This window comes from Okeania hirsuta (genome assembly GCF_003838195.1).
In the GTDB taxonomy this organism is placed as follows: Bacteria; Cyanobacteriota; Cyanobacteriia; order Cyanobacteriales; family Microcoleaceae; genus Okeania; species Okeania hirsuta.
Genome location: NZ_RCBY01000028.1, coordinates 1 through 12,985 on the forward strand (window position 1 = coordinate 1; position 12,985 = coordinate 12,985).

Annotated in this window: 9 protein-coding genes and 2 tRNA genes; 8 read left to right on the forward strand and 3 right to left on the reverse strand. The window is 33.7% G+C overall.

The window, feature by feature from the left end:
• Window positions 1-173: 173 nt before the first annotated feature.
• The 3 genes from D5R40_RS07230 to D5R40_RS07240 all read left to right on the forward strand — a co-directional run bounded on the left by D5R40_RS07230 (window position 174) and on the right by D5R40_RS07240 (window position 7,218).
• Complete coding sequence (locus tag D5R40_RS07230) at window positions 174-2,789, forward strand: dynamin family protein (RefSeq protein WP_124144909.1); 2,616 nt, start codon at window positions 174-176, stop codon at window positions 2,787-2,789.
• 563 nt (window positions 2,790-3,352) lie between these two features.
• Window positions 3,353-3,796, forward strand: coding sequence for an NUDIX hydrolase (locus tag D5R40_RS07235; protein WP_124144910.1), 444 nt, complete (start codon window positions 3,353-3,355; stop codon window positions 3,794-3,796).
• A 1,595-nt stretch (window positions 3,797-5,391) separates the two neighbouring features.
• Window positions 5,392-7,218 (forward strand): ABC transporter ATP-binding protein, encoded by a 1,827-nt coding sequence (locus D5R40_RS07240; RefSeq protein WP_124144911.1) that lies wholly within the window; start codon window positions 5,392-5,394, stop codon window positions 7,216-7,218.
• Between the two features lie 362 nt (window positions 7,219-7,580).
• Here the strand turns inward: D5R40_RS07240 and D5R40_RS07245 are convergent, their stop codons facing one another.
• Window positions 7,581-7,796, reverse strand: coding sequence for a hypothetical protein (locus D5R40_RS07245; protein WP_124144912.1), 216 nt, complete (start codon window positions 7,794-7,796; stop codon window positions 7,581-7,583).
• A gap of 53 nt (window positions 7,797-7,849) precedes the next feature.
• On the opposite strand from D5R40_RS07245, the gene D5R40_RS07250 reads away from it, so the two are divergent.
• The 3 genes from D5R40_RS07250 (at window position 7,850) to D5R40_RS07260 (ending at window position 9,209) form a co-directional block, all read left to right on the forward strand.
• Window positions 7,850-7,931, forward strand: a tRNA-Tyr gene (locus D5R40_RS07250).
• A gap of 30 nt (window positions 7,932-7,961) precedes the next feature.
• Window positions 7,962-8,033, forward strand: a tRNA-Thr gene (locus tag D5R40_RS07255).
• A gap of 240 nt (window positions 8,034-8,273) precedes the next feature.
• Window positions 8,274-9,209 (forward strand): hypothetical protein, encoded by a 936-nt coding sequence (locus D5R40_RS07260; protein ID WP_124144913.1) that lies wholly within the window; start codon window positions 8,274-8,276, stop codon window positions 9,207-9,209.
• An 89-nt stretch (window positions 9,210-9,298) separates the two neighbouring features.
• On the opposite strand, the gene D5R40_RS07265 is transcribed toward D5R40_RS07260, so the two are convergent.
• A complete protein-coding gene (locus tag D5R40_RS07265; protein WP_124144914.1) occupies window positions 9,299-9,544 on the reverse strand; it encodes a LapA family protein in 246 nt (81 codons plus the stop codon).
• 574 nt (window positions 9,545-10,118) lie between these two features.
• On the opposite strand from D5R40_RS07265, the gene D5R40_RS07270 reads away from it, so the two are divergent.
• The gene (locus tag D5R40_RS07270) at window positions 10,119-10,808 is read left to right on the forward strand and encodes a DUF8619 family protein (protein ID WP_124144915.1); all 690 of its coding nucleotides are present in this window, start codon (window positions 10,119-10,121) and stop codon (window positions 10,806-10,808) included.
• 658 nt (window positions 10,809-11,466) lie between these two features.
• On the opposite strand, the gene D5R40_RS07275 is transcribed toward D5R40_RS07270, so the two are convergent.
• A complete protein-coding gene (locus D5R40_RS07275) occupies window positions 11,467-12,093 on the reverse strand; it encodes a precorrin-8X methylmutase (protein WP_124144916.1) in 627 nt (208 codons plus the stop codon).
• 52 nt (window positions 12,094-12,145) lie between these two features.
• On the opposite strand from D5R40_RS07275, the gene D5R40_RS07280 reads away from it, so the two are divergent.
• On the forward strand, window positions 12,146-12,952 hold the full coding sequence (locus D5R40_RS07280; protein WP_124144917.1) for an alkaline phosphatase D family protein: 807 nt from the start codon (window positions 12,146-12,148) through the stop codon (window positions 12,950-12,952).
• Window positions 12,953-12,985: the final 33 nt, after the last annotated feature.

A 12,985-nucleotide genomic window follows, 5' to 3' on the forward strand; every position in this document is an offset into this window, starting at 1 on the left:
CAGTGATTAAATTCACTGGAGATAGAGCGGTATTATCCTGTTTGATTAGCGTAATTATTACGCTAACTGTTAGTTACTTTTTGTCCAAAGTCCAATCGAATATCTTTACTCACTAATAACTTTGATTCAGGTATAATAATAATATCTCAATAAAATATTAAATATATATACCTATGGATACTGCAAAAATTAGCACCGAATCAGTAAAGTTACTATCTATTATTACTGGCAATAAACTAAGCAAAAGAGATATTAATCCACCAGTATTGTTTCTGGCAAATTTAGTCATCATATTGATAGGTGTTATTTATGCAGATGGGAAAGTAGCAGAGGAAGAAAGAGCAAGATTAAAAATTACCCTCCATAAATTTATCCCGCCGAAAGGAAATATCTTGGAATTAACTAAGTTAATGATTAAAGGAGTATCAAAGCAACATCTTTACAAAAAAATTGAGGCGATTTTGACATTAACTTATCCTCTGTCTCCTCCAGAAAAATTGTTATTAATTTGCTTTGGTTATGAGATGTCTGCTGCTGATGGAAATATTGATGTACGAGAAAAAAAATATTTGGAAATTATTAGTCGTAAGTTAGGCATTAAAACCAAACATTTGCAGGTATTAGAAGCAGGATTTACTCATCAAGAAAATTTCGCCCATAAGGCAATGGAGGAAGTGGCATATTTACTCAATCCAGCACGTTTCCATCAGTTAGATAATATTTTTGTCAAAGCTGCTAGTGAAATGCTAAATTCACTCTTACCCAACTACAATCAAAATCAAAACAAAAAAAATCAGCCTCAACAAACTGTTGTTTATCAAAGATTAAAAGAGTTTCAAAAATATAAACAACAATTGCATAATCTTTGCTCCGAAATTTATCAAATAGTTACAGTATCAACTGAGAGAGATTTACTGCCCAATACTTTAATATCTGAAGTAAATAAAATATTAAAAAAATTACAATCCCAAAAATTCCGAGTTGCAGTGGTTGGAGAATTTAGTCAAGGTAAATCAACCTTATTAAATGCTTTGTTAGGAGAAGAAATTCAACCAGTCAGAGAAATTCCTTGCAGTGGCACAGTTACAGTTTTAAAATATGGCGAACAAAAGCGGGTAATTTGTCGTGATAAAAATGGTAATGAGATAGAAATTTCTTTAGCAGAATATCAGGAAAAATCTACTATTTCAGAATCAGCAGCTTTAGGAGATATGAGTCAAGAATTAGCACACTCAGAGATAGAATCAATATTTTTTGAACATCCAGATTTAGAGTTATGTAAAAGTGGGGTAGAAATTATTGATTCTCCTGGTTTAAATGAAAATCCTAACCGTACAGCTATTACTCAAAAACTATTAGAAGATACTGATGCAGTGATTTTCTTAACTAATGCTTCTCGACCATTAACTCAAGGGGAACAAGAGTTAATTCAAAGTATAAAGTTGCAGTTAAATGGGAATCAAATTAATTTACCTGCAGATAATTTATTTGTGTTGGTGAATTTTCTAGATTTGGTCAGGAGTGAAAAAAGCCGTCAGCAAATTAGGCAACGATTAGAAAATTTTGTATTTGGTGAAAAACCGATTATTTCTACTGATAGTCATTTACATTTTATTTCTGCTCAAGCTGCTTTAGATGCAATTTTAGAGAGTGAAGAAAATGAATATTTAACCTCTTTTAATAATTTTACAAAGTCCATAGAAAAGTTTCTGACTATTGAGCGAGGTGTTGTGGAATTTCAGCAGTTTGTAACTAAGATGAATAGTTTAATTTCTGAGTCAATAAAAGGATTAGAACAAGCAGAAAAAATTTTAGATGGTCAGGTGTATTTGCCGGAAGAGGCAAAACAGAAAATATTGGAAAAAATAGGGGAAGCTAGTGAAGGGGATGTGAAAATTTTATCAACTACTGAAAAACTGAAAGATAAGAGTATTAAAAAAGTGGCTGAAGCATGGGTTCAATGGACAGAAGGATTGAGCGATCACTTATCTGAAAAAATTAATGAATGGGATTCAGAACATTCACCTCTTTGGGATAAGGAAAAAGTTATCAAAGATTATGCTGAAGGATTTACAAGTTCTCTTTCTACAGAATTAGAAAATTGGGGTAATACAGAAGTCAAGAAAATTGTGGTGAATAATTTACAGATTTTAAGTAAAGAAGTTTGTCAAAAATTAGAGGTTGTTAGAATGAATTTACAAGAGGTTGATGAGCAAATAAATTCTAATTTGAATGAGCAATTTAATTTGGCAATTAAAAATATTAAAGTAGATGGATTAGATATAAATTCTGTAATTAAGTTAGAAGAGTATGATGATAATGGAGGTGCTTTATGGGAAGGATTACAATTAGGTAGTCTCACGGCAGGTGCATTATTTATGTTTACAGGATTGGGAATTTTGCCTATTATTATAGCTGGGGGAGCAGTGGCTTTGATTAGCTCATTTTTTGGTATTGGTGGTGATGAAGAAAAAGCAGATATGAAAATTAAACAACAAGTTTATAATGTGGGTTTTCAAAAGTTTCAGGAGTCTTCTGAAGAAATACTTGATAAGGTTTGTGACAATATTGCTGAAGTTTTCTATACTCAGTTTAAATCTGTAAGTACGGTAATTGAACAGGCAATCTTGCTTTACGAAAATATCCTGGAACAACAAGATAAAGCTCACAAAGAAACTCAGTCACAACTACAAGTTGAAAAAGTATTTATATCCACTAAACAACAGCAACTTAAACAAATACAAAGCCGACTTGAAATAATCTTAACTCAAATTAGTGGGAGTAAATAAACTGCTATTGACTGAAATGAAAAGTCCTCAATAATTTATTTACTAGAAAAGGCGATCGCTCAAATTATTCAGCGGGGGAGTAGAGGAGAATTCAACAATTAATAATTAATAATTACCTCTCCTTAAAAAGAAGAGGATTGACGCTGAAGGAATTTTTTTTCTTTTTTCTCCTTTAAAGGAGAGGCTTTTAATCTTAATTATTCGGTAAATACAAGAGTAATTAACAATAACTGGTTAATAATTACTAAAAGTTTATTCAGTATATAGCGTTTTTCAAATTAGTGAGATACAGTTGTTTTTCTTTTTTTCTATCCCCTGTTTCTCGAATTACTACTCCCTACTCCCTACTCCCTACTCTCTAAAACAAACGAATTTTGTACCTCACCAATATGAGAATTGCTATATGTTAATTAATTAATAATTGAAGTGTTACTTAAGTATAGTATTTTTTATTTCAAATTGGTATAAAAGGGGGTAGGGAATAGTAAGTAGAAGAATATCCGCGCCCTATTTGCGTAGTGCTATATTTATTCAAATTGTATAATTCAGAGGAATAAAATCAAATGAGTCGCAAGAAACCTTTTTCTCCAGAAGAGTTTAAACTGCTATATTCTCAAGTTCCTAGATTAGTTGTAGAAGTAGTTGTGAAAACTGATTTAGGTGTGGCATTAACTCTTAGAAAAGATGCTGCATGGAATAATCTGTGGCATATTCCTGGAGGTACGGTTTTTTATCAAGAATATATTGAAGATGCTATTCAAAGAATTGCCGTAGAAGAGTTGAGTATTACAGTTACAAAACAACAGTTATTAGGATATTTAGAATATCCGAGTGAAGAAAAACAACGTGGTTTTGGTTGGTCTGTAGGATTAGTATTTTTATGTACTCCTAATTCTCCGCTCCCGACCGAAAATCAAGAAGGAGAAAAAATTCAAATTTTCGATTATGTTCCTGAAAATATTGTTGAAGAACACAAAAAAATTTTGACTCAAGTTTTATCGACTTAAGAGGAAACAGAAAACCAGAAATTTATATTCTTAAAAATTAGAAATTAACTACACTGTGTTACAGGTTGAGAGTATTAGATAGGGAAAAAGATTACCAAATAATGAATAATTAGGATTTGCTGAAAAAGTATTATGATTGAGGTTAGGAGTCAGGATAAATAGGAATTATAGAGTAGGTAGTAGTAAGAATTGTCCCTATATTTTTCTGCCCAACTCTTGCACAAAATGCTAACTTTTTGAGCTTGATCAACCGAAAAGCTGGCACTTTTTTTCAGCCTAAAACAGTTAAAAACTTTATCTATCAATCCTTTGATATTTAATCAGCAAGTCCTAATTATTTATTAAAGTTTAAATTCAGATTCCCCACGTCAATTTGTTACATAAAAAGTTTGCTGAAAAAGTCTTTTAGTAGGCGTAGGAGACAACCCACCCCTAACCCCTCCCAGGAGGGGAGAAATGGGAATGATCCAGGAGGTAGGATTCAACAATTAAGAATTAATAATTAATAATTACTTCTCCTTGAAAGCGGATAGGATTGACTCAAAGGAAAATTTTTTTCTCCTTTAAAGATAATAAAGCTGATACCTGATAGCTGACTGCTGTTTGTGCAGCATTCCGCAGGAAATGCTTACAACTGTATTGACTTATAAATAGGGAGTATCGGAAATATTTATCGTTGATAAGAGGCTTCAAACCCAAATTTTTCGGTGAATATGGGGGCAATTTTCTACCTTTTTCCCCTATTCTATTTCTCGAACTCCTAACTCTTGACTCCTTTGCCAAAAACCCTTACCTTTGCAAAGATATCTAAGGGTTCTTTCATTAATGGATAATTGATAATTGATAATTACCTCTCCCTTTTAGGGAGAGGATTGACCAATAAGGAAAGAATTTATTTTTTCCCTTTGAAAGGGGAGACTTTCAACCTGAATTATTTAATTATTTAATTATTTAATTATTAATTATTCGGTCATACCAGAATACGCGATAAATTTTGGCTACAAATAATAGAAAATTGTGATGATAGTTTCTCTATATTATTGCTCTTTTCTTACTTCATTCTACTTCTTCCTTACTCCTTATCAAAAAACTAAATATTACAAAAATTTCAACTTAGATAATTAACCTTTTCTTGACTACCTTCTACTATAGCAATCAGGAATCAGTTGTGAGAATTGAGTTATTCCTTAAAAATATAGAATATAGCAATTATGATATTCATATGATACGTTTTTTTCTTCTTATATGTTGCCTGTTCCCTGTTGCCTGTTCCCTAAAAGTTTCCAATATCTCACAACTCAAATCATATTGCTATATAAACTTACTGTCGCGATCGCAACTGCTTTACTATTACCATCTACTTTTATTATCCAAAATCTAAAAATAGTAAATTCTTGATTTTATATTACACTGAGTAATATGTATGTAATATAATTGATATAGCACTACGCAAATAGGTTAGGAAATTTATAAATACTCAAAGTTAGTCAGGGATTACTTCTAACTTTTGTAGGGGCAAATGGCCATTCGCCCCTGCTGACTTCTGACTTGCGTAGCGCCATAGCTGTGCCTCTAAAATATTTGATAGTAGAATTATGGCAACTTTTCGGGACATCATTAAATACTACCAGGCATATCTACCACTTTCCATCTTAGGTATCGGAGCATCTAGCACTCTCGAACTAATTGATTTAATAGTTCCTTATGCCATCGGTCAGACTTTGAACATACTTTCAGACCGCTCTACAGACTGGCCAATGGAAAACTTGATTGGAGCAGTCTCCAATGTAACTGGACTACCAACTAATCAACTATTATCCCTATCAGTGACATTAGGACTAATATTTTTAGTCAGCATCACCAAAGGTCCAACTATGGCTTGGTTAGGACACTGGTATCACTGGGTAGTTCCTCTAAAAGCACGTCGAGACCATTTCCAAAACGCCGTCAAAAAAATCCTCACCCTACCTATAGAATTTTATGATGAAAATAACCCAGGACGGATAGCTAACCGTATTTCTAAAGGAGTCTTAAACCACACTTGGACTTATCCTGAAATTGCTGGTGTATTAATACCCAAATTAGTGCGTGTAGTTGGAATTTTTATCGTCATCTGTTTAATAGAATGGCAGATTGCTATTCTATTCTTAATTTCTTTTATCTTTATCCTCAGCTTTACTATCAAAACTCTTCAAAATCTTGCCAAAACAGAAGTAACTTTTGATAAGTATGAAGAAAACACAGAAAGTCGCAACTCAGAAATTATTACCAATATTAAAACAGTCAAAGCATTTGCCACAGAAACTCAAGAACTGCGCAAACAAACTACCCGAATTAACCGCGCTCTCAAATTTATTATCTATCGAATTCATCGAGGCTATGTTTGGCTATCTATGTATCAGACAACAGTTGTTCAATTTTGCCTTTTCTTCATTCTAGGTTTAACATTATCAGCAACATTGTCTGGCGAAATTTCTCTAGGATATTTCGTGACTGTATATACACTAGCAAGTATGGCTTATGCAGAGATAACTCCTATTAGTCAGCTAACTGAAGAATTTGTCCGTCGCTATGCTTCAATGATTCGTTTCCATGAATTTATGAAGTTACCTATAGGTTCTGATGCTGCTAATTTATCAGGAAAAATAACCAGCTACTCACAGATTAATGCCTATAAATTTACAGGAAAAGTTGAGTTATCTAATTTAAGTTTTAGTTACAACCCAAACCAACTTGTTTTACAGGATATAAATCTCTTAATTACACCTTGCCAAACAGTAGCTTTAATTGGAAAATCTGGCTCAGGAAAATCTACTTTAGTCAAATTAATATTCAGATATTTTCAAGCAAATAAAGGCAAAATTTTAATTGATGGAGAAGATATTAATACTCTGGATATTACAGGTTATCGACGTAGATTAGCAATTGTTCATCAAGAAGTAGATATATTCAATGGCACTCTATTAAGTAACTTGACTTACGGTAATCCTCAAGCAACTTTTGCCCAAGTTAAAGATGCTTGTAAAATTGCTAAAGCTGATGAATTTATTGAACAAATGCCTCAAGGTTACTATACAGTTGTTGGTGAAAGAGGAATGCGATTATCTGGTGGTCAACGACAACGTATAGGAATTGCTAGGGCATTATTAGTAGACCCAGATGTGCTAATTTTTGATGAGGCAACTTCCAGTTTGGACTATGAAAGTGAGCGATCGATTCAGTTAGCAATGCGTAATATTTTTGGTACTCGCACTACAATTATTATTGCCCATAGATTAAGTACAGTTAGGGAGGCGGATAAAATCGTAGTTCTTGACCAAGGTAAAATTGTCGAAGTTGGTAGTCACGAAGAATTATTAGCTCAAAAAGGTATTTATAGACGACTACATTCATTGCAAGAGACTGGAGAATTAATAGCTTAAGTTTGGCAGGAGGAAACAAGAAAAAAAGTGTCTACTTTCGTAGCATGATCTAGTACACTGACACATCTAAAATGGTGCAATAAATATAGGTTGGGTTGCGGGACGTTAGCGGAAGCAAGCTACAACCCAACCTACATTTTTAGGCATGTCGGTCCACTAGGAAAAGTTAGTCCAAAAAAGAGAATAACTTCAATCTCCTAAAAATGACTAATACCCTTGATATTTAAGTATTTATGCCTTTTTTAGATCAAACCGTCTGCCTGTATATATTTGAGTCTATTCCATCGCTCTGTTTTGTCTAAGTCCCACTAATATCAATTTTATAAATGTTTGCTACAAATGACTGAGCTTTTTACCCGGAGTTAGGACTCAGAATCGGGAGTCATAATAAATGGCTTTAATACCATTTTTAAGTCTAAAATCCTCTTTTTTGTCAAAGGCACATCTGCTACAAAGTATGCACTATCACACTTATTATTTGTAACATTATTTTTTTGAATTGGTACAACTACTATTTCTCCCTGTTGCCTGTTGCCTGTTCCCTCTTTTCTAGAGATGTCTAATAAAATTTTTTCCAAAAACTATTGCAATTAATTTTTTTTGTGTTAGTATATATAAATGTGAGTCGTAAGGGTCGATGCCCGAGTGGTTAATGGGGGCGGACTGTAAATCCGCTGGCTATGCCTACGCTGGTTCAAATCCAGCTCGGCCCACTCACAAATAGGAAGGATTGAAAGAAAGACGCCCGTGTGGCTCAGTGGTAGAGCACACCCTTGGTAAGGGTGAGGTCACGAGTTCAATCCTCGTCACGGGCTTATAAAATAATTAATAGTATTCCTAAACGTATAATATAATATCATAATAAATAAGTTTTGCTTTTTTCAATTATATATAGTCATGGTTAGAGCCAGATGAAAAAAGCCTAAAGCATCAGATGGTTATGTAATTAAAGCTTTAGTATTTTAAGTAGAGTTATACATATTTAGCTATCATTCTCAAATAGCTTCAATGGTATGGCACAATCAATAAACTAAGTATTTTTTGGGGAAGGTGGTATGACACCTACAAAACTTTCAGATTCAGAAAAATTAGAAATTGTTGAGCTGTATCAAACTACAGAAGATAATACTATTACTCTAGCAGACCGTTACGGAGTAAGTAGTTCTACTATTAGACGTATACTGCAAAGTAACATACCAGAAGATGAATATAAAGAGCTAGTTCACCAGAAGCAAAAACGTCCATCTCGTTCCCAAAAAAATAATATTGACCAGGATACAGCAGATGATCTGGATGAGTTAAAAGTCAAGGAAGACTTAGATGGAGAAGTATTAGATGATGGGGAAGATGAATTAGGTGAAGTAGTCAAAAAAAGACGACGACGGTCTTCTTCATCTAATAATTCAGAGATAGATCGGCAAACAGAAGCTCCTAAATTATCTTTAACTTCTCAAGAAAAGCAAAAATCAAGCGATCGCCTTGATAATAATTACGATCTGCCAAAAGAAGAAATAGAAGAGATTTTAGCAGCAGATTTACTAGAGCAAACCCAAAATTTAGATGATTTTGAGGATGATGATTTAGAAGATTTTGCTCAAGAATTTGACGATGAAGATAAGCTTGACGAAGAAGAGGATGTAGAAACCCCTTATAACTTATCTATTCAGAATTCTAGTTATTCTGAAATTAGAGTATATCCTCTCACAGAATCTGTTCTGCCAAAAATTTGTTATCTAGTAGTAGATAAATTTACAGAGTTAGTTACTAAACCTTTGATGGCCTTTTGCGAGCTAGGACAAATACCTATAGAAGATTCTCAAGAGAGGACTTTACCAGTTTTTGACAATCACCGAGTAGCTCATAGATTTTCTACCCGCAACCAAAGAGTGCTAAAAGTGCCTGATGGTAGAATGTTGCAAAAAACTTCAGTATATTTACAAGCAAAAGGAATTACTCGACTACTGATTGATGGTCAAGTATACAAGTTATAGTAACTACTGAGGTCAGGAAATTCTTGACTAAATTCTTTAAATTAAAATCTAAGAATAAGAATAGGCACAATTTATTTTCCAGAATCAAATCAAAAATCTTCTTGATGCTCTTTCATCTGTCCAATACCAATCAGAGGTGGTAGGAGAATAGAACTAACGATAACTCCTATACTCACGCTAAATGCCAAAATTACTCCGATAGGTATCTCGATAGACCGGAAAACAATAAATTTCAAAGATATTGGGGCAGAATTCTGGACTGAGAAGATTGCAATACCACTCACCCACAATGCCAGAATTATACTACTGAGAATTGGCGAAATGAATTTTTGCATTAAAAAATCAGCTTAGGAAACGGAATATAACTAATTATCACCTTACCATGAATTACAACATTGAAGAAGGAAGAATGAAGAAGGAAGAAGGAAAGACTGTAGTCCTGCTCGCGTAATGTTAGATGGGGATTAACAACGGTCCTTTATGGGAGTATCTTGCTCCCACTACTGTTGTCCTTAACCAAAAAAATTACAATAGACCACTATTACAATGCACTACCACCGAAAAAACTAAAGGACTGGAAAGGTGGATGGAGATACTAATACAATTTCTGAATAGTAATGCTATGTTTAATTACCATCTCCCCATTAAAAAGATACATAGCAAACTGTTTGAGATTTGGTCTAAAATGTCGCTGCTTGATCGAACCCCAAAAAACTTGTAGATACCGCAGTTGACTTACGTGGGTATTAAATCCATAAGAGAAAAGATAAAGGAAACTAATGGTAACTAAATAGTATAAAAAATTTGCCAGATTAAGTGTAATAATATTACTCATCTAAATTATATTTAATTCATTGATGTACCGTAGTCTAAAATTAAATCAATTCATCTAAACTTTAAAATCTATAAATGCTAGTTCCTCTAACTCGTAAAACATTTGAGCAACTAATTCCAACTGTAGCTACGAGCGACCAATATAAATATTATTGGGGAAAATTCTCTGATGTGTTGAAACGAGCTTTAATTTCTGCTGTTGCAGTTTTGACCATTGTTTTAATTAACGTATTTGCTCATAACGATGGAGACCCTTTATTTTTACTAATTGGTATCACAGCAGGTCTTTATTGGTTTTGGGGACCTGTTTTATTAGCTAGTCTTCGCAATATGGAATGTAGACGATACCCATACAGTGGTCTATGGCAAGGACGAGTTTTAGATGTATATATTACAGAAGAAGTTGTTGGTGAAGAAGAAACAGTTAATAAGAAAGGGGAACTAATGATCGTAGAAAATTTAGAGCAACGAATCAATTTAGAAGTAGGTGATAAAACAGGATTTGTAACTGAAATTCAGGCTCCACTGCGTCGCCATCATCAAGGGGTTTCTAGAGGTCAGGTAGCTGTAATGTTAGTAATGTCTTATCAAGAAGATTTAGGAAAAATTGTGAAAAGTTCAGATGTTTATCTTCCTACTGTAAATCTCTGGGTTAGTGATTATCCATATCTTAGAAGAGATGCTTTTATTGAAGCAATTAATCAGGTACGCTCATCTCGTAGAAAAAGTAAGCAAGGTCAATCAAGTGATATGAGGTTTAGTTAAAATTCTACAATTTAGACTATAAACATATTTAACTTGATATTCTTATAGCTGATTAAAATTAGGTTATTTTCCTAACAAAACTTCGATCTGGCTTATTTATAAATAGTACAATTTCACGAAATATTCAATAAATAAATATTACTTAGTTTATACAGTAAAAATTTATAATTTGGCCTTAATGTTTTTGTCAATACATATTTCTAGAATCATAAAATTTATCTGATAGTCGGTATTATAAAGGTTATTCAACCATTAATAATTAACAATTACCTCTTCTTTTCAAGGAGAAGATTGACGTGGTAGGAAAAATTTTTTCTTGTTTCTCCTTTAAAGGGGAGGCTTTAAACCTTAATTATTCGGTAATTTATGATCTATATTTTTATTTTTAATCCCACATTCCACACTTCAATTTGTAACATGAAAATTAGTATAAAATCCGTAGCTTGCTTAGGTATTTATACTATATAAATTATCTTCATTTACCTTAATCGGAAGTCAAATTCTCAGTTAAATATTAAGCGCATAAATACTTACTGAATCCTTAACTCCTATTGACCACTATAATTTTCTTCTTACTTGTTATTTCTGATTTTTGACTTTTGACTTTTGACTTTTGGCTTTTGACTTGTTATAATAATTTATAATCAAATTCAGTAGTTCACTTACCTTGACCTTGTTGACCATAAGCTTGCCAAGCTAAGTCCACTAAACCATTAATAACAGCCACTGCTACCACAGCACTACCCTTACGACCATCAATTCTAATATGAGGAATCATCGAATCGTATAAACGTGACTTAGCTACATCCACCCCCACAAAACCAGAAGGAGTACCAATAACCAAAGCAGGTCTAATTTCCTCAGCTTCAATTAAGTCAACAATTGCACAGAGGGCAGTTTGAGCTTCACCTATAACGAAAATGCCCTCTGGATAACGTCGAGCTAAAGTTTCAATTCCCCAAGCTGCCGTAGTTTTTTCCTTCTGGGGTCTAGTTATAGCATCAATTGAACAATAAACAGGATTAACAAAGGTACTTTGAATTACTGGTGTAATACCCACCTGAACCATTGGCACATCTACGACAATAGTTGTACGAGCGGCTAAAGCAGCAGCTCCAGACTGTAAAGCATGGTCAGAGAAACTAATTAGAGACTTATATTCAAAATCTGCCGTAGCATATATTACCCGTCTCACAATTTCGTACTCCGCAGGAGAGAATGCGTGAGGGCCAATTTCTCTGTCAATAATTTTTAAGCTTTCGGCGTCTGTGATGTGCCATTCCATATTAAATTATTCCCCTGCCTGAAATAGTTAGTTAATATAAAGTTTCAAAAAAATGAAAATATTAGCAATTAATAATACTCTGGAAGGGAAAAATTTTCCAGAAATTTCCACGGGAGTAAATCTATACTTTATATGGCACTACAAGAATTGGTTAGGACATTTTTCAATCCTAAAATCCTTTTACAGTTTGCTATTCCCTATTCGCTCGTTCAATTACGGGCCATTGTTGGATATTATGATGCTGGATATGCGGAGTTATCGGGGACCAAATACGGAAAATCTCCAGACAAGTCGGAGTGAGGAAACGGAATTTCTGGGTAGTCAGCAAATAGAATGGTTGAAACAGCAGTTACTTAAGTCTAAGGCAACTTGGAAAGTTATTGGTAGTGATATGCCAGTTGGTTTGGTTGTACCGGATGGGGATACTGCTGCAGAAAATTTGGCTAATGGGGATGGGGTGCCATTGGGGAAAGAGTTGGAGATGGCGGAATTATTGCGGTTTATCAAAGGAAAGAATATTAAGAATGTGGTGTGGTTGACGGCGGATGTTCATTATGCTGCAGCTCATTATTACGATCCGAATTTGGCTCAATTTCAAGATTTTAAGCCATTCTGGGAATTTGTGAGTGGACCGTTAAATGCGGGAACTTTTGGTCCGAATAAATTAGATAATACTTTTGGTCCTGTGGCGAAGTATCAAAGTGTCAAGGTTGAGGATAAGGTGGTAAATTTTCCTCCGAGTCAGGGTTTACAATTTTTTGGCACGGTGAAAATTGATGGAAGTACGGAGGTTATGACTGTGAAGTTGATAAATATTGAGGGAAAGGTGGTTTATGAGGTTGATTTATTACCGGAATAAAAAAGTTAAAAATCTGTATTAGTTGACTGTTGA

Bases quoted from the DNA above. Each gene is read 5' to 3' on its own strand.
- D5R40_RS07260 (WP_124144913.1), top strand. From the start codon at position 8,274: ATGACACCTACAAAACTTTCAGATTCAGAAAAATTAGAAATTGTTGAG.
- D5R40_RS07270 (WP_124144915.1), top strand. From the start codon at position 10,119: ATGCTAGTTCCTCTAACTCGTAAAACATTTGAGCAACTAATTCCAACT.
- D5R40_RS07240 (WP_124144911.1), top strand. From the start codon at position 5,392: ATGGCAACTTTTCGGGACATCATTAAATACTACCAGGCATATCTACCA.
- D5R40_RS07235 (WP_124144910.1), top strand. From the start codon at position 3,353: ATGAGTCGCAAGAAACCTTTTTCTCCAGAAGAGTTTAAACTGCTATAT.
- D5R40_RS07230 (WP_124144909.1), top strand. From the start codon at position 174: ATGGATACTGCAAAAATTAGCACCGAATCAGTAAAGTTACTATCTATT.
- D5R40_RS07275 (WP_124144916.1), bottom strand. From the start codon at position 12,093: ATGGAATGGCACATCACAGACGCCGAAAGCTTAAAAATTATTGACAGA.
- D5R40_RS07280 (WP_124144917.1), top strand. From the start codon at position 12,146: ATGAAAATATTAGCAATTAATAATACTCTGGAAGGGAAAAATTTTCCA.
- D5R40_RS07265 (WP_124144914.1), bottom strand. From the start codon at position 9,544: ATGCAAAAATTCATTTCGCCAATTCTCAGTAGTATAATTCTGGCATTG.